Origin of the sequence: Sutcliffiella rhizosphaerae, from assembly GCF_917563925.1 — a bacterium.
In the GTDB taxonomy this organism is placed as follows: domain Bacteria; phylum Bacillota; class Bacilli; order Bacillales; family Bacillaceae_I; genus Sutcliffiella_A; species Sutcliffiella_A rhizosphaerae.
Window position 1 is genome coordinate 32,658 of the sequence record NZ_CAKJTJ010000003.1, and the last position, 19,815, is coordinate 52,472.

A 19,815-nucleotide genomic window follows, 5' to 3' on the forward strand; every position below is an offset into this window, starting at 1 on the left:
CAAAAAAAACCACCCATCAGCCATCAAAAGATGACTTTTAGGGCAGCCTACTTAAAAGTACTCACCATTCTTTTGGTTCATAGTCCAATTCTGCAAAAAGCTGACGCTTCTCTTTTTTAGTTAAGTCTCGCCATTGTCCCATGGGGAGATTACCTAAATGGATATTCATAATTCTTGTCCGTTGGAGACGCAATACTTCGTAGCCTAGTTCTGCGCACATACGGCGTATTTGCCTATTCAGGCCTTGGGTTAGAATTATTTGAAAATCAAACTTTGACAATTGATCGACTTTACATGGTAAGGTTTTGGTTCCAAGGATAGAAACCCCCTCAGACATGCTCTTTACAAACTCTGGAGTTATTGGTTTATCAACAGATACAATGTATTCCTTTTCATGCTTGTTTTCCGGGCGAAGTATTTCGTTGATAATGTCACCGTCATTTGTTAACAGAATTAATCCTTCTGATTCTTTGTCCAAACGTCCGATATGTGATAAACGGAGAGGGTGATTAACAAGATCGATAATATTCCCTTTTACACTTTTTTCACTTGTGGAAGTTATTCCTATAGGTTTGTTAAGTGCGATATAAACATTGTCGCGGGCAATGCGAATGGTCTGGCCATTCACCATCACTTCGTCCCCTGGGTGGACCTGTGCACCGATTTTGGCAACACGACCATTAATTTTCACTCTACCTTCTTCAACTAGCTTATCTGCTCCACGTCTTGAAGCCACACCAGAATCACTAATAAATTTATTGATACGCAGTGTAAACACGTCCTTACGATAAAAATTTACATTATACTTAATAGTACTATAAAAGAAGAGAGCCTTACAAATTGAGAAAAGAGAAAAGGAGAGGTGAAAAAAATCGTTGGAGTCTAGAGAGGAAATCGCATGAAATTTATACCATATTTGACAATCTCTAAATTAGAAACCTAGGATTTATCTGTGATTTTCCGACACTTTTTTGAACTAGGTTCTTTTGTTGTTGAAAATTTGTTCATCTTTAAAAAACATATATTGAAATATTGGTAGATTAGGAATATAGTATTGATAGTAAGGGTTTTCAGTTTACTAATATTTTTAAATTTTGGGGGAGTTAAGACATGAAAAAGGGTTTAATTGCAACGATCATCATGGTTTTAACAACGATGATCTTTCTAGTAGGTTGTGGAACAAACGGTTCTAACAGTTCTAATGGGTCAAATGGTTCTGGTTCCGGAGATGGAAGCGGATCTGATATGTTAGTAGGAATGGTAACAGATGCAGGTACAATCGATGATAAATCTTTTAACGAAGGTACTTGGAATGGGATTTTACAAGCTGAAAATGATTACGGTATTACAAAGAAATACTTAAAGCCAGCTGGTACAACTGAAGCTGACTACATGAAAGAAATTACAAACCTGTATGATGCAGACTTTAAATTTATTGTAACCCCTGGATTCAAATTTGAAACAGCAATTTTTCAAGCACAAAGTCAATATGAAGATGCAAAATTTGTATTAATCGATGGATCTCCACATAATGGTGATTTCAACCCTGTAGTGGCAGAAAACACTGTTTCTATCTTCTTTGCTGAGCACGAAGCTGGATTCCTTGCAGGTGTTGCAACGGCTCTTGAGCTTAAAGAAGGAGAAGCTGGATTTATCGGTGGTATGGAAATTCCTCCAGTTCAAAAATTCAACTGGGGCTTCCAACAAGGAATTGCATATGCAAATGAAAACTTAGATACAAATGTATCAATCAAAGCAGAAAACGTAGTATACCAAGGTACTTTTGATGATGTGGCAGCAGGTCAACAAATTGCTGCAGCAATGTTTGATCGTGGTGTAAATGTAATCTTCGCAGCAGCTGGTGGAGTTGGCGTTGGAGCTATCAACGAAACGAAAACTCGCGTTGGTGGCGGAGATGATGTATGGATGGTTGGAGTAGACGTTGACCAATACGAAGAAGGAAAAATGGACAACGGGGAATCTGTTATCTTGACTTCAGCGGTTAAGAAAATCGACCATGCAGCAGCTGATATGATTAAAGCGGAAATCGATGGGAAGTTCCCAGGTGGCGAAACTTTAACATTTGATGCGAAAAATGACGGTGTTGGACTTCCAGCAGAAAATCCAAACCTAAGCGATGAAACAACTTCTAAAGTGGACGAGATCTTTGAATTGATTAAGTCTGGAGAAGTAGTTGTATCTGGTGTGCAAGGCGATTTAATTAAGTAATTCAAAATAAGCAAGGCATAGATAAATAGAAAAAGGCGGGTTGTCCCGCCTTTTTTGATGCCTACAACGTCAGAGGTTAGTTGTCTGTCCTCTTAGGATAAAAATCGAAAATAAGGGAGAATCGCTCGATGGACTATGTAGTGGAGATGCTCAATATCCGGAAAGAATTTACTGGAATAGTTGCCAATGATGATATTACACTTCGTCTTAAGCAAGGGGAAATTCATGCCCTACTTGGTGAAAATGGTGCTGGGAAATCAACGCTAATGGCAATTTTGTTCGGAATGTATCAACCGGATAGGGGATCCATTAAAATCAACGGCAAAGAAAAGAAAATTGCCAACCCGAACGTCGCAACAAAGCTTGGAATTGGTATGGTACATCAGCACTTTAAATTAGTTAGTAACTTTACGGTGACTGAAAATATTATGCTTGGTTCTGAATTGCATAATCTGTACGTACTTGATAAAAAAACAGCCAGCAAAAGGATAGAAGAGCTATCCAAAAAGTATGGGCTGAATGTGGATCCTCATGCCAAAATTGAAGATATTTCCGTTGGAATGCAGCAGCGTGTAGAGATTCTGAAAATGCTTTATCGACAAGCAGATGTTTTGATTCTAGATGAGCCTACCGCGGTGCTTACCCCTCAAGAAATAGAAGAGCTCGGGAAAATTTTGAAGAACTTAATTAAAGAAGGCAAATCCATTATTATCATCACGCACAAGCTAAAAGAAATCAAAGCGATGGCTGACCGTTGCACCGTTATCAGAAGAGGAAAGACAATTGGTACTGTGACTGTGGCCGAAACAAGTAAAGAAAAAATGGCCGAAATGATGGTAGGGCGAGAAGTTAACTTTAAAGTGAGTAAAACAGAAGCAACTCCAGGTGAAGTGGTTCTTAAAATGGAGGACGTTTCTGTGAAGCGCGGCAAGGATGTGGTTGCCCTTAAAAACATGTCCTTGGAGCTGAAAAAAGGAGAAATCCTTGGTATTGCAGGAGTAGATGGAAATGGACAGTCGGAAATCGTAGAAAGTATTACCGGCCTAACGCAGGCTGATTCCGGAAAGATTCTTTTTGAAGGAAAAGACATTACGAAAATGCCGGTTCGATCAAGAATTGCCAATGGAATTGCCCATATTCCGGAAGACCGCCATAAACATGGACTTGTTCTTGATTATACGATCGAAGAAAATATGGTTTTGGAATTGTATCATAAAAAGCCTTTCTCCAAACGCGGATTCCTTAATTTTCCCGCGATTAGAAAACATGCGGATCATATCATTAAAAGCTTTGATGTGCGTTCAGGTGAAGGTGGTAAGTCCATTGCCCGTTCATTATCAGGTGGTAACCAGCAAAAAGCAGTAATTGGTCGGGAAATTGAACTTGACCCTACGGTGTTGATTGCGGTTCAGCCTACGCGTGGATTAGACGTTGGTTCTATTGAATACATCCACAAAAGACTAGTGGAACAACGAGATAAAGGGAAAGCTGTCTTGCTTGTATCACTTGAATTAGATGAAGTAATCAATGTTTCAGATCGTATTGCTGTTGTGAACAATGGCCAATTAGTCGGAATCGTGGATGCAAAAGAAACAAACGAAAACGAACTTGGTCTGATGATGGCAGGCGTGATGAAGGGGGAAGAAGAATGAGAAATGGCATAATCTCGTTACTTGCTGTCCTTTTCGGCTTAATTGCAGGTGCGGTATTAATGGCAATCACAGGTAACAACCCTATTGAGGGTTATAAATTTCTGTTTGAAGGCGGGTTAAAGAACCTGTCAAGGATAGGGAACACTTTGGCTACTGCCACTCCGTTAATATTTACTGGACTTTCTGTTGCCTTTGCTTTTAGAACTGGATTGTTCAATATCGGAGCAGCCGGACAAATGCTGTTTGGTGGTTTTTGTGCAGTGGCTGTCGGACTGACTTTTGATTTGTCTAGACCGCTATTATTACTAGCGATGGTAGTTGCAGGTTTCCTTGGAGGAGCACTTTGGGCGTTTATTCCAGGACTTTTAAAAGCAAAATTCAATGTTCACGAGGTAGTATCCACCATTATGATGAACTGGGTTGCCTATTGGACAGTTTATTATGCGGTACCTGCTTATTTTAAAGGTGAGTTTTTGGAGACAGAATCCAAAAAATTGCCTGACGCAGCATCTTTACGTACGCCGATTTTAACGGATATGTTTGATGGTTCTTATATAAACATGGGATTATTTATTGCAGCAATAGCGGTAATCATTTTCTCTTTCATTATTAATAAAACTACACTTGGTTATGAGTTAAAAGCTGTTGGATACAACCGTGATTCTGCAGAATATGCGGGTATTGCCGTTAATAGAAGTATTATCACGTCTATGCTGATTGCCGGGGGACTTGCTGGTCTTGGAGGAGTAGCATTTTATGCCGGTAACGCTACAAGTATTCAAATCGGGATTTTACCTACACAAGGTTTTGATGGAATTGCAGTGGCGCTTCTTGGAGCAAACACCGGTATTGGAGTGTTGTTGGCAGCGATATTCTTCGGGCTTCTTTACTCCGGTCGTGGATTCATGAATGCTATGACGGATATCCCGCCTGAAATTGCCGACTCTATCATTGCAATTATCATTTATTTTGCAGCAACAAGTATCTTAATAGAACGTTTAATTCGTTATTTTAATAATAAAAAGAAGAATAGAAAATCAACCATTACGCAAACAACGGATCAGAAGAAGGAGGAGGAATAAGGTATGTGGACTATCATTCAACAAATAGCTCCTTATGCGATTCTCTTTACTATCCCTCTTTTGATTACAGCGCTTGGAGCGTTATTTAGTGAACGAAGTGGTGTAGTAAATATCGGTTTAGAAGGATTAATGGTAGTTGGGGCCTTTACAGGCGCACTTGTCATTTTGAAGATGCAGGAGATTATGCCTGGTCAGCAAAAAGCAATTTGGATCGGACTTATTGTTGCTACCTTGGTGGGCTTATTATTTTCCCTTCTTCATGCCTTTGCAAGTATTAACCTTAGTGCTAACCAAATCATCAGCGGTACTGCCATCAATATGATAGCAGGAGCCATTACAGTATTCTTGGCTCGTAATATTACAGGCAGTGGAAACATTCGTATTAGCAGTGGACTAAAACCTTTTGATGTTCCATTTTTATCGGACTTACCGATTATCGGAAACTTACTATTCACTAGAACCTATGCGACAACCTGGGTGATCCTGGCGATTTTACTTATTAGCACCTTTGTACTTTATAAAACGCCATTTGGGCTTCGTCTTCGCTCATGTGGGGAGCATCCACATGCAGCAGAAGCCGCAGGTATCAGTGTAAAGAAAATGCGCTATATCGGTGTCATGATCTCTGGTGCTTTCGCTGGTCTTGGAGGAGCAATTATCATTGTAACGTTTGGTGGAGAATTCACAGGTACTGTAGCAGGTCTTGGATTCTTGGCACTTGCTTCCTTGATTTTTGGTCAGTGGAAACCGCTTGGAGTCCTTGCAGCAACGTTATTCTTCGGATTTGCGACAACCATCGCAAACGTTTCACAAGTTATCCCGACATTGGCTGTGATACCGCCAGTCATTCTGAAAGTGTTCCCATATGTGGTAACATTGATAGCTCTTGTTATTTTCTCCAAATCCTCTCAAGCGCCAAAAGCGGTTGGAGAGCCATTTGATTCTGGAAAACGATAAGGACTTTTACAGGCACTCGCTTTTTAAGCGGGTGCCTTTTGCATGAGATAAAAGGAGACAACTCGTCCGTTGTGTAAAGATTAACCGGGTCCCAGGTTAAATAAATGAAACTAACCAGAAGAGTTTTCGCCTCGCTTTTTTCGATTTTCTTCATGCAAGAAATATTATCTAGCTGTTTATTTTGCTATTGATAGTATACAATTTTGGTCCTTCTCATTTTTCATAAAATAATCCTCTTGAAGTATGCCATAAATAGCACAGTCTTTGTATTGATTCTTGGCATTACGAATTTTATGTCTGATGATACCTTCTTGAACCATTCCTACCTTATTCATCACTTTTCCAGATGCCGGATTATCCATGTTATGTGCTGCAGCGATTTTGTGTATGTTCATATGTAGGAAACCGAACTCTACAACTGCCATTAATGCTTCGGTCCCATACCCTTGGTTCCACCAATGGAATCCAACCGTATAACTTACCTCACAGTTTCCGGTAGTGTTGTCGAAGTCATACAAATCGATTTCACCAATCAATTCGTTGTCAGCCTCCCGCTCAATAGCCCACCAACAAAAATCTTTATTAGGATAATTACTTACTATCTTTTCTATCCGCCTAATTGTTTCTAATTCGGTTTTGTGTGCCGCACTGACCCGATTGTCCGATACCCTTTCGTCTGAAAGCCAGTGATCATAAGCCTTATTAGCATCAGACAGCACCATTTTTCTAAGGATTAACCTATCAGTTTCTATTTGAGGTGTGCCAAAATAATTTACCATTACTATCTCCTTTCAAACTATATTAATATCGATAAAATCTAATAGATTAAGTTTCTTTAATATATGACTCACCTATTGGCGTTTCAATCAATGTTCACTAAGCTTACCTCTAAAGCTGAAAACTTCCGTAAGTATAATACCATAAGAAGTAAATTCAGAATGCTTCGCTAGACAAAAAGTACACCACAACCAATAATTAGACAGCCAAAGCTAACGATCCTTTATTTAATAATTCAAAATTAAATGCATTGACAGAATTTTTAGTAGGTTTATAATGGAGTTAACAAATGTTCAAGGTGAATATTGCAAAAGTTTAATTAAAGCGCTTTCAGAAATTTATTTCCAAAAACCCCAACAAGAATCTTCTGTTTTTTTGGCAATTTAGTAAGTGTGAAATGAACATAATTTTAAAACTAGGTGAAATGGATATGCAAAATGAAAAAATCGCGCGGCTAGTTGAAGTGGCTAAAATGTATTATTTATTCAATTACAGTCAACAGGAAATTGCCAAAAAGCTCGGAGTTTCCCGTCCTACTGTATCCAGATTGCTCGATCAGGCAAAACAGGATGGAGTAGTACATATCAAAATATGTGACCCTACAGAAGATGTAAATGGACTTTCTTTGCAACTAAAAGAAAGGTTTAGATTGAAAGACTGTGTAGTCACGTCTGTTCCAACCTACGAAGATGGTCATATTAAAGGTAAGCTTGGTGAAGCCGCAGCAGAATATTTATATGGCATTGTCCAAAACGGTGACACGATCGGAATCACTTGGGGAACAACTCTTTATCAGCTTTCTCAACAACTTAGTCCTAAAAGTGTGCATGATGTAGAAATAGTGCAGTTGAATGGTGGAGTGAGTTATTCGGAATTAAACACACATGCTTCTGATATTATTAATGGCCTAGCTGCCGCATTCCATACTACTCCACATTTTCTGCCAGTGCCGGCTGTTGTGGACCATCCTGTAGTTAAGCAAGCAATTGTTGCGGACAGGCATATTAATAAAGTATTGGAATTAGGTAAAAAAGCAAACATCGCTATATATACAGTAGGTGAAGCTGGTGAACAGTCAACGTTGATGAGAGCAGGATATTTTTTGGAAAATGATGTTGAAATACTGAAAAGAAATGAAACGGTTGCTGACATTTGTTCGAGATTTATCGACAAAAATGGGCATATTAGCAATCAATCTCTAAATGACCGAACGATTGGAATTGAACTATCTCAACTTGCTGAAAAAGAATACAGTATCTTGGTGGCAGGTGGGAACAAGAAGATTGATGGAATACTAGGTGCTTTAAATGGACAGTATGCCAACGTATTAATAACAGATCAATATACTGCAAAAGCACTGTTAGAAATGGGGGAGGACAAAGATGGAACGAGCGAGAATCAAGGCGCTAGTCCAAGAAGTGGTGCGTAACACCCTCCAAGTACCCGAGAAACAGATACCGATCGCAGTCTCCAATCGTCATGTTCATCTGTCTCCTGAACATGTGGAACGGCTTTTCGGCAGAGGATATGAGTTAACGAAACAAAAGGATCTCTCACAGCCCAATCAGTTTGCAGCAAAAGAAACCGTCACTCTAATAGGTCCCAAAGGAAGAATAGCAAATGTTCGGGTTCTTGGACCTGCCAGAGGTGCGACGCAAGTGGAAATTTCCCTTTTTGACGGATATACGCTTGGTGTGAAGCCTCCAATTCGACAATCAGGTGACATTGCGGGATCGGAATCTATTACGCTTATGGGACCAAGGGGACAACTACGATTGGAAGAAGGCTTGATCTGCGCTTCACGTCACATTCACATGCATCCAGATGATAGCATCCGGCTTGGTGTCAAGAATGGGAACTTGGTGGACATTAAAGTGAATGGAGAAAGAGCTACTACCTTTTCTAACGTTTTAATTAGGGTCTCTGAAAAGTACAGTCTAGAAATGCATATCGATTTGGATGAAGCCAATGCAGCTAACATCAGTAATGGAACGCTTGGTGAACTAATCGCCGTCTACTGTACCGAAACAGCGGAAGGGGGCTGTGGTTGTGGATGTAAAGGAAACAGTTAGAAAGTTAGTGAAAGAAGCCGTTGAAGCTCATATGCAAAAACAAACTAGTAATAAGGAAATCAAACCTGCTATTACTGTTCTATTAACCTATTCATCTTCTAAAAAACACGAAATTTTGAAAGCGATTGCAGAAATAGAAGAATCTTTTCAAGTAACTGTGGTCGCGTCGAAAGAATGGGCAAGTGCACTCGATAATAAAGAAATCCTCTTATTGAAGAATGCTACTAATGAAGATTTGCAACAATTATGGAGTAATACTGACTTGCTTATCTTCCCTGTGGCTTCCTTCCAACTAGTAACAAAGCTAGCTTTAATGATAGATGATGACAAAGAATTAACGACTGCTATTCAATTTCAATTGCTTGGGAAACCGATTATTATTGCTAACGACGAGGTAGAGCTAGGGGTATATCAGCAGGTTCTTGCTCCTTACTCCCTTCAGGAGAAACTTCAGCGAAATATTCGTACCATCCAATCCGAAAAAGTAAAGTGGGTTTCATTAGAGCAAGTCGCTAAGGTTGCAAAGGAAGAACATGAGCAATTTCAAGAAAGACAGCCCCTCATTCTTGCAAAACATATTGAAAAGGCGAGTAGGGAGAGGCGAAATGAAATTATCGTACCAGAAAATAGCAAGATAACGCCAGTTGCAAAAGATATGGCAAGAGCGCTCCAAGTACATATCAAAAAGAATTCTAAACACACTCCTTGAAAGGAGGCATAAAACATGATCATCGCAAAAGTGGTCGGCTCCATTGTTGCCACAACGAAAGCGGAAAAGTTGACTGGGAAAAAGCTTCTCATTGTCACCCCTCTTGATATGAAAAGTATCGAAGAAGATGGGAAGCCGCTTGTAGCTATTGACACTGTAGGTTCTGGTGTCGGGGAAGTAGTACTTGTCGTCAGTGGAAGTTCTGCTAGGCAAACGGAAGTGACCACTGGGGTACCAGTCGATGCAGCCATAGTTGGTATTGTCGACCAAATTGAAATACAAGGGGCACTCACCTTTACAAAAGGAGGTAGTTAAACGTGCAGATTAAAGAAAGCGATATTAAGCAAATGGTTGCCCAAGTGCTTGCCCAGCTTGATAGTAATCAAGATAAGCCTCTAACGGCTGAAATACCAAGTGACGTTCCACTTGGCAACGGGGTATTCCAAGCAGTTGACGAAGCAGCAGATGCTGCAACAAAAGCTTGGGAATTGCTTCGAGGAACTTCACTAGAAATAAGAAAACAAATGATAGAGAACATGAGAAATACTAGCCGTCAGCACGCTGAAGAACTCGCAAAGCTTGCAGTGGAAGAAACAGGTCTTGGTCGTGTGGAAGATAAAATTACCAAAAACCTTCTAGCTGCAAATAAAACACCTGGTGTGGAGGATATTGTGGCCACAACCTATTCAGGAGACGGGGGATTAACCTTAGTGGAATATTCCCCTGTTGGTGTATATGGAGCAATCACACCCTCCACCAACCCAGCGGCAACCATCATTAATAATTCTATTTCGCTAGTCGCAGCAGGTAATGCTGTCGTATTCAACCCACACCCTAGTGCTAAAAGAGTCTCCATCAGAGCGATGCAGCTACTGAATGAAGCGATAGTAGCCGCTGGTGGTCCTGAAAACACCCTTACTTCTGTTGCTAGTCCGGATATCAACACTTCAAACGAAGTAATGAAGCATCCAAAAGTAAGAGCACTTGTAGTAACTGGTGGGGGAATGGTGGTTCAGGCAGCCATGAGTGCAGGTAAAAAGGTTATTGCTGCAGGTCCTGGTAACCCGCCAGTAGTAGTGGATGAAACTGCAATCATTGAAAAAGCAGCAAAAGATATTGTTACAGGTGCAAGCTTTGATAACAACGTACTTTGCACAGCTGAAAAAGAAGTGTTTGTAGTAGAAAAAGTCGCAAATGCACTAAAGAGCGAGATGTCCAAAAACGGAGCCATCGAGCTAAAAGGGCATCAATTGAATAAGCTTTTGGAAAAAGTGTTAGTGAAAAAAGGGGATAACTATTTTCCGAACCGTGATTTTATCGGAAAAAATGCTTCCGTGTTACTAGAAGCTGCTGGCATCAGGGCAGCTCCTGATGTAAAGCTGATAATAGCAGAAACGAAGGAAAATCATCCGTTAGTAGCAACGGAAATGCTAATGCCCATACTGCCAATCGTAAAGGTCAGTGATGTAGATAAAGCCATTGAGCTCGCGGTAAAGGCGGAAAAAGGCAACAGACATACCGCTATTATGCATTCACAAAATATCACCAACCTAACAAAAATGGCAAAGGAAATTCAAGCAACCATTTTTGTTAAAAATGGACCTTCTGTTGCCGGGCTAGGCTACCAGAGTGAAGGATTCACAACGCTCACCATAGCAGGTCCAACTGGAGAAGGGTTAACTTCAGCTAAAACCTTTACCCGCCAAAGGCGCTGTGTATTGGTAGATGGCTTTAGAATTATTTAGGAGGGAGCTTCATATGGCAGATTTGGAAAAACAATTACACGAAAGCCAAGAACCAATACCACCTAAAAAGAATACAAAATCCAAAAAACAAACAAAACAAATGAAAGATATCCAAGGAGGAATTCAAATGAGTCAAGAAGCATTAGGAATGATCGAAACAAAAGGTCTTATCGGAGCAATCGAAGCAGCAGACGCAATGGTAAAAGCAGCAAACGTAACATTAGTAGGCAAGGAATTCGTTGGTGGAGGCCTAGTAACAGTAATGGTTCGTGGAGATGTTGGAGCTGTAAAAGCAGCGACAGAAGCAGGAGCGGATGCCGCAGGTCGTGTAGGTCACTTAATTTCTGTTCACGTTATTCCACGTCCAAACTCAGAAGTAAACGGAATTCTACCAGTTGCGAAATAGGCTGTAACTTATGAATCAGCCCATCAAAGCATATATAAAGCAACTAGTACAAGAGGCTGTTGAACAATCTTTAAGCCAAGGTAAAACAGCCATTTCAATTGGCAGGAAAAAGTATGTGATTGCTAATTGGAAGATGAACCAAAACCTACAGGAGACACTTAGCTTTTTTCAAAAGATTCAGGATGAGGACGGGGTGGAAGTAGTCATTTGTCCTCCTGCCCCGCTTCTATTGCCTGCACATACTCAAATCATGCAGGAAGGGAAAAAGCTAAGCTTAGGCGCTCAAAATGTCCATCAGGAAGAAAAAGGCGCCTATACAGGAGAAATAGCCGCAAATCTAGTAAAAGAGTTCGGCTGCCAATACACTCTAATTGGTCACTCTGAAAGAAGACAATATTTCCAAGAAGATGACCAAACCATTAGCTTAAAAGTGAAAAGAGCGCTCCAAGAAGGGTTAACACCAGTGGTTTGTATAGGGGAAACGTTAGAACAAAAACATCAAGCACAAACAGAAAAAGTGCTTACAAGTCAAATTCTCCTTGCACTTGAAGGTGTGAATCCAGCAGATGTTATTTTCGCCTATGAGCCTGTGTGGGCCATTGGGACCGGAGAGTCAGCATCACCGGAGGAAGCACAAAAAATGCATCACTATATTAGAGCCGTTCTATCTCATATAGATAAAAAAAGTGCAGAACAGATTGCCATTTTATATGGAGGATCTGTGAATGAAACAAATGCAAAAGAATATGCTTTAATGCCTGACATTGATGGAGTCCTTGTCGGTGGTGCAAGTCTTAAAGTAGATGCTTTTCAAAAAATAATCACTGTATTTGCCAAAGGAGACTAAGAAATGAAAAAAGTTGCAATTGGTAGTGACCATGGTGGATACGAACTAAAAGAAGCGTTAAAAGGATATTTAACAGAGCTTGGCTATGAATACCTTGACTTTGGCTGCAAAAATAACGAATCAGTAGACTATCCGGATATTGCCTTTCTGGTGGGAGAGTGTGTAGCAACCAACCCTGACTATGTTGGCATTATGTTTGATGGTGTCGGAGTCGGAAGCGGAATGGTGCTGAACAAAATTCCGGGTGTTCGCGGAGCAGTATGCTGGGACTTGTCATCTGTTATTAATAGTAAAGAACACAATAATGCAAATGTCCTTTCCATAGGTGGTCAATTTATCGGAGAAGGGCTTGCCAAACAACTGGTTAAAACATGGCTGGAAACGGATTTTGCTGGAGGTAGACATGATCGTCGTGTCACGAAAGTAATGGAGATTGAAAGTCGTTTTATAAAACGCTGAAAGCAGGTTAGATAGATGTTTGTAGCAAAGGTGATTGGAAACATGATTTGTACACATAAAGACGAGAACCTAAAGGGATTAAAGCTATTGGTCGTCCAACCAGTGGATGATCAACTGCAAGAAAAGGGTAAGCCCCTTGTTGCTATTGATACTATCGGTCAATCAGGGGAAGGGGATCTCGTTTATTTGGCAAAAAGCCGAGAATCTTCCCTGCCATTGAATAAAGAACTTGTCCCATCAGACGCAGGAATACTTGGAATTATCGACTATTATAACGTAAAACGAATGGAGGAACTATAAATGAGCAACGCATTAGGAATGATTGAAACAAAAGGTTTAGTAGGTGCAATTGAAGCAGCAGATGCAATGATGAAGGCAGCAAACGTTTCTTTAGTAGGCAAAGTGCAAGTTGGCGGCGGACTAATTACAGTATTAGTGCGAGGTGACGTTGGAGCAGTTAAAGCAGCAACAGAAGCTGGTGCAGATGCAGCTCAACGTGTTGGGGAATTCTTGTCCGTACATGTTATTCCAAGACCACATTCCGATATCGAAAAAATCCTCCCTACCAATCTATGAAACTAGCAAAAGTCGTTGGAAATGTCGTTTCGACGATTAAAACACCAAGTCATCAAAACAAAAAGCTCATGGTAGTCATCCCGGTGGATACAAATGGAAAAGAATGCGGTGATGCAATGATTGCCCTTGACCGTTTTCAGGCCGGTGCTGGAGACTATGTGCTTATTCTAGAAGAAGGTGGATCGGCAAGAGAAATTTTAGGTGACCCTAAAGGCGCTTTTGACGCCGTTATTGCCGGAATTGTCGACCGATTACATTAATGCGAGGTGAACACAATGCAAATGGAAGCATTGGTTGAGCAGATTACGAATCAAATTATGGAACAACTAACGAATAAACAAAAGCTTGCAGAAGGGATTGCAGCAGCACCTGCTAGCGACGTGAAAAGCTACTCCAACACGTCAAGCAGCCTTATTACAGGACCTTCAATAGCTAGAATGATTGATCATACACTGTTAAAGCCTGAAAGCACGAAAGAGCAAGTAGTAAAGCTATGTGAAGAAGCAAAAGAGTACAACTTTGCAACGGTCTGTGTAAATCCGTATTGGGTGTCAACAGCAGCCCAAGAACTAAAAGGATCTAATGTCGGAATTACCACTGTAGTTGGTTTCCCTCTAGGCGCCACAAACAGTTTTGTCAAAGTTTCAGAAACAAGAGATGCCATTGCTAGCGGAGCAACGGAAATTGATATGGTAATGAACATCGGAGCATTAAAATCCGGGGATTTTGAAACCGTTAAAAAAGACATCGAAGCAGTAGTGCTCGCGGCAAAAAGTCACGCACCTGTAAAAGTAATTATTGAAACAGGGCTATTAGAAACAGAGGAAAAGAAAAAAGCTTGTATCCTAGCTAAAATGGCTGGAGCAGATTTTGTGAAAACGTCCACAGGATTTGGCCCAGGATGCGCAACAGCCGAAGACATTAAATTAATGAGAGAAGCTGTAGGTCCTGATATGGGCGTAAAGGCTTCTGCTTGTGTACGCGATCTAGATACTGCAAGAAAACTTGTACAAGCTGGAGCAACCCGAATTGGCGCAAGCTCCGGAATTGCCATTGTAACAGGTGGTAAAGGAACAGGATACTAAAATAAATAAAGAACACCTGTGAAAATTTCTCATCGGTGTTCTCTTATTTTATATTGTAATAATCTGAATATTCTTTTATAATAATATGTAATCGCTTACATATTGACTGGAGGAGGATTTTTACATGAACCATATTGCGACACAACTAAAAAACGCTCGAACAAGGCAGGACATTGAAGTAGATCAATTAGCTGTCCTTTCTGGATTATCGGCCGATACCATCCATGCAATCGAATCTGGCACAATTGACGTGCAAGTCTCTACCTTACGTAAGCTTTCAGAAGTATTAAGATGCTCTTTCTCTGTTGGGGATATGTCCATATAAAAAAACTATAAAAAAGCGGAGTCCGATTGAGTATTGGACTCCGCTTTTTTATAGTTAACGCCTTAATACATAATAATTAGAAGTAAAAAAGAGGCTAGACTGATAGGATATATTGCTAAAGCAGTGATAAAAGCTCCATATAAAATAAACAACCTACACTAATTCTTACCGAGTAATCTCGATTCCTCTTCCTTTAAGTTCAACGACCTTCCATAATTCTAAGAAAAATCAGACGACTAATTGTTATTATTTAAATTATTGATATCCATTCTAGGTGGTTCCTCCAACCAACCATTAGAAATCATAATCTTAATACCCTCATGAGTGAATTCGTATACATCCTTTGCGAATACACCAGATTTCGTAATTAAATCATTACGTAAATTTAAAGAAGTACTAAATCCTTCACCTCCGAGACTGAATCCGCACAAAAGGTATGTACAAAACATCATCAGCTTATCAGAAAAAGGAGCTTCTTTTGAACTAGTAACCGTTCCACCTGGTGTCGCAGGAGATTGTATATCATTATCCAGAAAAATCTCTCCGGTCTCTTTTAAAATCTCTTTCGAAAGGTCTTTTCCTTTGGTAAAATATTTTTTCACTTCTTCATTTTTCGCACATTGGGCAAAACCTGTCATTAACTGGATGCCCGTAATATTTGTCTCAAAGGCGTGATACAATAATCCAAACTCAACAGTATTTAGTCCCCTCTTGTGACCAAATAAATTGGTTCCTTTTAAATATGAATTATCAGTTAGATAACTAACCGATTTCGGCATATTTACATATGTCGGTCGAGGAAGGAACCCTTCTTCCAAAAGATATTGCGTGAAATGATAATAATAGGTCTGCGTTATATCAGTAAGCTGCTTATAATACTTAATAATATCTTCACGATACGCGGTAGTCATATGGAGTACATACATACCCATGCTTATTTCTTTTAATACCCGGCAGAACATGATATCAAATCCATTCTCAAATAACCTTGGTACCTCTAAATTGACATCTTCCTTAGTAAAACCGATGGGAGGTGCTGCACCTTCATTTTGTAGCATCGTTTCTAATTCAATGACTTTCGGTTTAAGTTGTTTCCACAATCCATTCATTAAATTTTTGGCTTTATGATCATCAGATTTTTCGATAAAGTACTCTAATATTCGCATAATCATTGTCTTTTTATGGTGGGTCATCCAAAGTGAACCAAGTTCAGTTGAACTCATTCTAATTTTATTTGGCATAGAATATTCCTCCTATATATGTCACTTAATAAATTCTCCCCTTAAAAAATATCCTTTATCCATTTTTTCTACTTACTTCAGTAAAGTGATATAAAAAAAAGAAAAACAGAAAAAATGTCAAAATGATTCTTTATAAAGTTGATGAGAGCACGGAAAATCGGAAGATGGAAAAAAGGCTCCTCATACCGCCGATGACGAAAAAATGGATGACGCTTTCATTCTATTTCTGCTTTTTCTCCAAATCCCGCTCGAAGAAAGCCTATAGAACTAGGCTCTTGACCGTTATTTACTGTTTTACGAATGTCCATATCTTAAATAATCCAAGTTACCCTTCTGAAATCTAGCGCTCCCCAACTAGGACAACCTTGTGAAACAAAACTACAAAATAATCATTGATTTATGAAACTTTATTTTATAAGATAAGAAGTAAGAAATATCTGAAAAATGAGGAACTTTAAATGAACAGAGAATTAGTATTCATCCAGGAGAGTTTACATACCTTTAAACCTTCAGAACGAAAAGCAGCTGAGTATATTTTGTCTAATCCGGATGAAGTGGTGAATATCTCCATCCAAAAACTTGCAGAAAGCGCTAATGTAAGTGAGGCGACCATTATTCGATTATCGCGCTCGTTACAGTGCCGTGGGTTTAAGGAATTAAAGCTTAAAATTGCTTATGATCTTGCCAAGTCTATTGCGGAAAAAAAGCTGGAGGGATATGAGGACATTCCAAGGGATGATTCCATCGCTTCTATGATTCAATCTGTATCCATGAACAATATCCATGCTATCGAAAACACAGTGGAAGTTCTGAATGAAGGGGAGCTAGAAAAGGCAATTGAGCTAATTTCTAAGGCTAGGGTCGTTGCGGTCTACGGGATTGGCGCGTCTGGACTTATCGCGATGGACTTCAAGCAAAAGCTCACACGTATTAATCGTTGGTGTGAAGCCGCATATGACAAAGATACACAGGTGACGATTGCTGCTAATCTTTCGGAGGCGGATGTCGCATTTGGCATTTCCTATAGTGGCCAGACAAAGGACATCATTGATTCGTTAAAAGTCGCAAAAGCAAACGGCGCGAACGTTATCAGTTTGACTCGGACAGGAGATAACCCTACATCAGAACTTGCTGATGTAAAGCTTCATACGACTAGCCTGGAGCGTAATGTTCGAAGTGGAGCCACGAGCTCTCGAATTGCTCAACTGAATGTGATAGATATTTTGTTTTTTGGGGTGATGAAAATGGATCAAGACCGAAACATAAAGGCATTGGATAAAACACGTAAGGCTGTGGGGGCATCCAAACAACATGTATAAGGAGTATCTTCATCAGCTGATAACCAATCAAGACCTGCCTGGGGCAGTACTTTATATTAAGAAAGGTGAGAAGCTTATTTGCCACGAAGCTTTTGGTAGCTATATAGGTGCCGATCACCAAACTTATCAGATGACTAAAAACACCTTATTTGACATCGCATCTTTGACAAAGGTGATGGTTACACTTCCAGCATGCTTGTATTTGGTGGCAAAGGGAGAATTAAGCTTAAATCGCAAAATTTTGTACTACTTGCCTAAATTTAAACATAAGGAAGTAACGGTTGAGCATCTGCTTACACATCGCTCTGGTCTTCCAGCAGATCTTTCCTATAAAGCAAGAAGTCAGGATCAGGATGTTATGTCTGAAATCTATCAGGCAGAGCTTGTCCAACCACGTGGGCAAATTGTAGCCTACAGTGACCTGGGTATGATTCTTTTAGGAAAAATAATCGAACAAGTAAGTGACCAATCACTAGATTCTTTTATTAATGAGCATCTTTTTACACCATGGGGAATAAATCACTCTTATTTTAATCCTTCTGATGAATTGAAAGCGCTTGCTGCAGCAACGGAAGAATATGAAACTACTTTTATTCAAGGGGAAGTACATGATGAAAAAGCCTTTCACCTTGGAGGAGTAAGTGGCAGTGCTGGGTTGTTTTCTACAGCAGCAGATGTTGCACAGTTTGCGCGTTATTTCCTTTATCCCGACGAGCAAAAGGCGATCAGGTCAGATCTCATCAAACTGGCAACCAAGCATGTACAGTCAAATCGAGGGCTTGGGTTTGAAGTATGGAATGGGGAAGGGGACCCGCTTTCCTGTGGGGCATTATGGCCCGTGGGATCTTTCGGGCATACCGGTTTTACGGGAACAAGCATCTGGGTTTCACCTAAGGATGAATTGGTCGTTGTATTTTTGTCAAATGCGGTCCACTTTGGACGCTCTTTAAAAATAAGGACGATTAGAAAGGAATTACACTCGTTGATTTACTCCTCACTATTTGGGGAGATTTCATAAAATAATTTTTTAAAATGAGGGGGATTCACATTGAAGGGGATAGGTAAAGTTTGGTTGTTGTGTTTAATGGCTATAATGCTGGTCGTTTCATCGGCATGTTCAAGCGATAATACAGAGGGAAGCAATAATAATACGGATGGGGACAGTGTTACTCTAACAATCGGTAGTTGGCGTACAGAAGATGGTGCAAACTATGCAAAAGTGATTGAGGCTTTTAATGAAAAGCATCCTGATATTAAAGTGGAATTCAAACCGTCCAAAAATACGGAATATAATACGATTTTAAATACGTCTCTCCAGGCTGGTGAAGGTCCGGATATTATCCACTTAAGACCTTATGCACCAGGTCTTGAACTCGCAAAAGCGGGCTATATCGAGCCAATTGATGGATTAAACGGACTTGATACGTTCCCAGATTCTACGTTACAGGCTTCAAGAGGAGAGGATGGGACACAATATGGCGTTCCGTTAAATCTAAGTACAACACAAGTATTTTATAACAAAGCAATTTTTGAGGAGCATGGCTTAGAGGAGCCGCAAACATGGGATGAGTTTATAGCGATTAACGAGAAGCTGGAAGATGAAGGAGTCACTCCGCTTGCTTTTGGAACAAAAGAAGGCTGGCTACTTTCTCTTGCGCACGGTATTTTTGGACCCGCACACTGGGGTGGAAATGACTTTGTCGATAAAATCGCCAATGGGGATACAGACTTCACTAGTCCTGAGTTTGTTAAATCGATTCAAGTGATGGAAGAGTTGAAAGAATATTTCCCTAACAATTCAGAGGGTCTTGGCATGGAAGACATTCGTACATTGTTCTTTACGGAGCAAGCAGCTATGTTCCCGCTTGGAAGCTGGGAAATAGAGGTGGTACTAGGCATGAATCCCGATCTTGAAATTGGATTCTTCCCAATGCCCTCAGCTGTTGGTGGCGAGCCTACCCTTACTACATGGGTAGATGGGTCGTTTGGTATCAATGCTAATTCTAAGCATAAGGAAGAAGCGAAGAAATTCTTGGAGTTCTTAACGACGAAAGAATTTGGAGAGCTCTTTACGAAAGAATTCAATATGATCAGTGCGATTCCGGATATCCAATCTGATAATGAGTTGGTAAATGGTTTAAGTGCAGCAGTTAGCGATTATTCTACTCCTTACATGATGCTTGTATATTTTGCGGGTGGAAATCCAACGACGAAAGTGACGATTGAAACGGAATTACAAGGGATGTATATCGGAAGTCAGACAGTTGATGGAGTGGTGGAAAAGGTTCAAGAAAGTGCAGATGGCTGGTTTGAGCCATTCCAATAATAGTGAGA

At 40.2% G+C, this 19,815-nt stretch carries 23 protein-coding genes; 20 read left to right on the plus strand and 3 right to left on the minus strand.

Translation table 11 applies throughout. The annotated features are described in order from the left end of the window. Nucleotides 1-61: 61 nt before the first annotated feature. On the minus strand, nucleotides 62-778 hold the full coding sequence (gene rluF / locus LRP81_RS03790; protein WP_230499926.1) for a 23S rRNA pseudouridine(2604) synthase RluF: 717 nt from the start codon (nucleotides 776-778) through the stop codon (nucleotides 62-64). Between the two features lie 332 nt (nucleotides 779-1,110). On the opposite strand from rluF, the gene LRP81_RS03795 reads away from it, so the two are divergent. The 4 genes from LRP81_RS03795 to LRP81_RS03810 all read left to right on the plus strand — a co-directional run bounded on the left by LRP81_RS03795 (nucleotide 1,111) and on the right by LRP81_RS03810 (nucleotide 5,920). Then, the gene (locus LRP81_RS03795; protein WP_230499927.1) at nucleotides 1,111-2,229 is read left to right on the plus strand and encodes a BMP family lipoprotein; all 1,119 of its coding nucleotides are present in this window, start codon (nucleotides 1,111-1,113) and stop codon (nucleotides 2,227-2,229) included. Between the two features lie 128 nt (nucleotides 2,230-2,357). Next, complete coding sequence (locus LRP81_RS03800) at nucleotides 2,358-3,881, plus strand: ABC transporter ATP-binding protein (protein WP_230499928.1); 1,524 nt, start codon at nucleotides 2,358-2,360, stop codon at nucleotides 3,879-3,881. Then, nucleotides 3,878-4,963, plus strand: a complete 1,086-nt coding sequence (locus tag LRP81_RS03805) for an ABC transporter permease (protein WP_230499929.1) — start codon at nucleotides 3,878-3,880, stop codon at nucleotides 4,961-4,963. Before LRP81_RS03800 ends, LRP81_RS03805 begins: the two co-directional genes overlap by 4 nt. A 3-nt stretch (nucleotides 4,964-4,966) precedes the next feature. After that, nucleotides 4,967-5,920: an ABC transporter permease gene (locus tag LRP81_RS03810; protein ID WP_230499930.1), complete on the plus strand. Its 954-nt coding sequence runs from the start codon at nucleotides 4,967-4,969 to the stop codon at nucleotides 5,918-5,920. 176 nt (nucleotides 5,921-6,096) lie between these two features. On the opposite strand, the gene LRP81_RS03815 is transcribed toward LRP81_RS03810, so the two are convergent. Next, complete coding sequence (locus tag LRP81_RS03815) at nucleotides 6,097-6,699, minus strand: GNAT family N-acetyltransferase (RefSeq protein WP_230499931.1); 603 nt, start codon at nucleotides 6,697-6,699, stop codon at nucleotides 6,097-6,099. Between the two features lie 428 nt (nucleotides 6,700-7,127). On the opposite strand from LRP81_RS03815, the gene LRP81_RS03820 reads away from it, so the two are divergent. From LRP81_RS03820 to LRP81_RS03880, 13 genes are all read left to right on the plus strand, one after another. Continuing rightward, nucleotides 7,128-8,126 carry a sugar-binding transcriptional regulator gene (locus LRP81_RS03820; RefSeq protein WP_230499932.1) on the plus strand — a complete coding sequence of 333 codons (999 nt, stop codon included), beginning with the start codon at nucleotides 7,128-7,130 and terminating at the stop codon, nucleotides 8,124-8,126. Then, entirely contained in the window at nucleotides 8,080-8,769 is a 690-nt protein-coding gene (locus LRP81_RS03825; protein ID WP_230499933.1) for a phosphate propanoyltransferase, read from the plus strand. Before LRP81_RS03820 ends, LRP81_RS03825 begins: the two co-directional genes overlap by 47 nt. Continuing rightward, entirely contained in the window at nucleotides 8,747-9,478 is a 732-nt protein-coding gene (locus LRP81_RS03830) for a hypothetical protein (RefSeq protein WP_230499934.1), read from the plus strand. The genes LRP81_RS03825 and LRP81_RS03830 overlap by 23 nt, the downstream gene beginning before the upstream one ends. Before the next feature lie 15 nt (nucleotides 9,479-9,493). Then, nucleotides 9,494-9,793 carry a EutN/CcmL family microcompartment protein gene (locus LRP81_RS03835; protein WP_230499935.1) on the plus strand — a complete coding sequence of 100 codons (300 nt, stop codon included), beginning with the start codon at nucleotides 9,494-9,496 and terminating at the stop codon, nucleotides 9,791-9,793. A 2-nt stretch (nucleotides 9,794-9,795) separates the two neighbouring features. Next, nucleotides 9,796-11,223 carry an aldehyde dehydrogenase family protein gene (locus tag LRP81_RS03840; RefSeq protein ID WP_230499936.1) on the plus strand — a complete coding sequence of 476 codons (1,428 nt, stop codon included), beginning with the start codon at nucleotides 9,796-9,798 and terminating at the stop codon, nucleotides 11,221-11,223. 127 nt (nucleotides 11,224-11,350) lie between these two features. After that, entirely contained in the window at nucleotides 11,351-11,629 is a 279-nt protein-coding gene (locus tag LRP81_RS03845; protein ID WP_230500122.1) for a BMC domain-containing protein, read from the plus strand. A 10-nt stretch (nucleotides 11,630-11,639) separates the two neighbouring features. Beyond that, on the plus strand, nucleotides 11,640-12,476 hold the full coding sequence (gene tpiA / locus LRP81_RS03850; RefSeq protein ID WP_230499937.1) for a triose-phosphate isomerase: 837 nt from the start codon (nucleotides 11,640-11,642) through the stop codon (nucleotides 12,474-12,476). Between the two features lie 3 nt (nucleotides 12,477-12,479). Then, the gene (locus LRP81_RS03855; protein ID WP_230499938.1) at nucleotides 12,480-12,935 is read left to right on the plus strand and encodes an RpiB/LacA/LacB family sugar-phosphate isomerase; all 456 of its coding nucleotides are present in this window, start codon (nucleotides 12,480-12,482) and stop codon (nucleotides 12,933-12,935) included. A gap of 15 nt (nucleotides 12,936-12,950) precedes the next feature. Beyond that, nucleotides 12,951-13,235: a EutN/CcmL family microcompartment protein gene (locus tag LRP81_RS03860; protein ID WP_230499939.1), complete on the plus strand. Its 285-nt coding sequence runs from the start codon at nucleotides 12,951-12,953 to the stop codon at nucleotides 13,233-13,235. Continuing rightward, entirely contained in the window at nucleotides 13,236-13,511 is a 276-nt protein-coding gene (locus LRP81_RS03865) for a BMC domain-containing protein (protein WP_152446230.1), read from the plus strand. It abuts the gene before it with no gap. After that, the gene (locus LRP81_RS03870) at nucleotides 13,508-13,771 is read left to right on the plus strand and encodes a EutN/CcmL family microcompartment protein (protein ID WP_230499940.1); all 264 of its coding nucleotides are present in this window, start codon (nucleotides 13,508-13,510) and stop codon (nucleotides 13,769-13,771) included. The genes LRP81_RS03865 and LRP81_RS03870 overlap by 4 nt, the downstream gene beginning before the upstream one ends. Before the next feature lie 177 nt (nucleotides 13,772-13,948). After that, a complete protein-coding gene (gene deoC, locus LRP81_RS03875) occupies nucleotides 13,949-14,596 on the plus strand; it encodes a deoxyribose-phosphate aldolase (protein WP_230500123.1) in 648 nt (215 codons plus the stop codon). 124 nt (nucleotides 14,597-14,720) lie between these two features. After that, nucleotides 14,721-14,921 carry a helix-turn-helix domain-containing protein gene (locus tag LRP81_RS03880; protein ID WP_230499941.1) on the plus strand — a complete coding sequence of 67 codons (201 nt, stop codon included), beginning with the start codon at nucleotides 14,721-14,723 and terminating at the stop codon, nucleotides 14,919-14,921. Nucleotides 14,922-15,157: 236 nt separating this feature from the next. On the opposite strand, the gene LRP81_RS03885 is transcribed toward LRP81_RS03880, so the two are convergent. Continuing rightward, entirely contained in the window at nucleotides 15,158-16,162 is a 1,005-nt protein-coding gene (locus tag LRP81_RS03885; RefSeq protein WP_230499942.1) for a DUF3231 family protein, read from the minus strand. Nucleotides 16,163-16,620: 458 nt separating this feature from the next. On the opposite strand from LRP81_RS03885, the gene LRP81_RS03890 reads away from it, so the two are divergent. The 3 genes from LRP81_RS03890 to LRP81_RS03900 are packed head-to-tail and all read left to right on the plus strand — an operon-like array spanning nucleotide 16,621 to nucleotide 19,807. After that, nucleotides 16,621-17,481, plus strand: coding sequence for a MurR/RpiR family transcriptional regulator (locus LRP81_RS03890; protein WP_230499943.1), 861 nt, complete (start codon nucleotides 16,621-16,623; stop codon nucleotides 17,479-17,481). Further along, on the plus strand, nucleotides 17,474-18,499 hold the full coding sequence (locus LRP81_RS03895) for a serine hydrolase domain-containing protein (protein ID WP_230499944.1): 1,026 nt from the start codon (nucleotides 17,474-17,476) through the stop codon (nucleotides 18,497-18,499). Before LRP81_RS03890 ends, LRP81_RS03895 begins: the two co-directional genes overlap by 8 nt. Nucleotides 18,500-18,529: 30 nt before the next feature. Next, entirely contained in the window at nucleotides 18,530-19,807 is a 1,278-nt protein-coding gene (locus LRP81_RS03900) for an ABC transporter substrate-binding protein (RefSeq protein ID WP_230499945.1), read from the plus strand. Nucleotides 19,808-19,815 lie beyond the last annotated feature (8 nt).

Excerpts from the sequence above, each read along its gene's own strand:
- LRP81_RS03835 (WP_230499935.1), top strand. The coding sequence starts at position 9,494 with ATGATCATCGCAAAAGTGGTCGGCTCCATTGTTGCCACAACGAAAGCG.
- LRP81_RS03815 (WP_230499931.1), bottom strand. The coding sequence starts at position 6,699 with ATGGTAAATTATTTTGGCACACCTCAAATAGAAACTGATAGGTTAATC.
- LRP81_RS03855 (WP_230499938.1), top strand. The coding sequence starts at position 12,480 with ATGAAAAAAGTTGCAATTGGTAGTGACCATGGTGGATACGAACTAAAA.
- LRP81_RS03800 (WP_230499928.1), top strand. The coding sequence starts at position 2,358 with ATGGACTATGTAGTGGAGATGCTCAATATCCGGAAAGAATTTACTGGA.
- LRP81_RS03810 (WP_230499930.1), top strand. The coding sequence starts at position 4,967 with ATGTGGACTATCATTCAACAAATAGCTCCTTATGCGATTCTCTTTACT.
- LRP81_RS03895 (WP_230499944.1), top strand. The coding sequence starts at position 17,474 with ATGTATAAGGAGTATCTTCATCAGCTGATAACCAATCAAGACCTGCCT.
- LRP81_RS03865 (WP_152446230.1), top strand. The coding sequence starts at position 13,236 with ATGAGCAACGCATTAGGAATGATTGAAACAAAAGGTTTAGTAGGTGCA.
- LRP81_RS03820 (WP_230499932.1), top strand. The coding sequence starts at position 7,128 with ATGCAAAATGAAAAAATCGCGCGGCTAGTTGAAGTGGCTAAAATGTAT.
- deoC (WP_230500123.1), top strand. The coding sequence starts at position 13,949 with ATGATTGATCATACACTGTTAAAGCCTGAAAGCACGAAAGAGCAAGTA.
- LRP81_RS03890 (WP_230499943.1), top strand. The coding sequence starts at position 16,621 with ATGAACAGAGAATTAGTATTCATCCAGGAGAGTTTACATACCTTTAAA.
- LRP81_RS03870 (WP_230499940.1), top strand. The coding sequence starts at position 13,508 with ATGAAACTAGCAAAAGTCGTTGGAAATGTCGTTTCGACGATTAAAACA.
- LRP81_RS03825 (WP_230499933.1), top strand. The coding sequence starts at position 8,080 with ATGGAACGAGCGAGAATCAAGGCGCTAGTCCAAGAAGTGGTGCGTAAC.
- LRP81_RS03845 (WP_230500122.1), top strand. The coding sequence starts at position 11,351 with ATGAGTCAAGAAGCATTAGGAATGATCGAAACAAAAGGTCTTATCGGA.
- LRP81_RS03885 (WP_230499942.1), bottom strand. The coding sequence starts at position 16,162 with ATGCCAAATAAAATTAGAATGAGTTCAACTGAACTTGGTTCACTTTGG.
- tpiA (WP_230499937.1), top strand. The coding sequence starts at position 11,640 with ATGAATCAGCCCATCAAAGCATATATAAAGCAACTAGTACAAGAGGCT.
- LRP81_RS03795 (WP_230499927.1), top strand. The coding sequence starts at position 1,111 with ATGAAAAAGGGTTTAATTGCAACGATCATCATGGTTTTAACAACGATG.
- LRP81_RS03860 (WP_230499939.1), top strand. The coding sequence starts at position 12,951 with ATGTTTGTAGCAAAGGTGATTGGAAACATGATTTGTACACATAAAGAC.
- LRP81_RS03805 (WP_230499929.1), top strand. The coding sequence starts at position 3,878 with ATGAGAAATGGCATAATCTCGTTACTTGCTGTCCTTTTCGGCTTAATT.
- LRP81_RS03880 (WP_230499941.1), top strand. The coding sequence starts at position 14,721 with ATGAACCATATTGCGACACAACTAAAAAACGCTCGAACAAGGCAGGAC.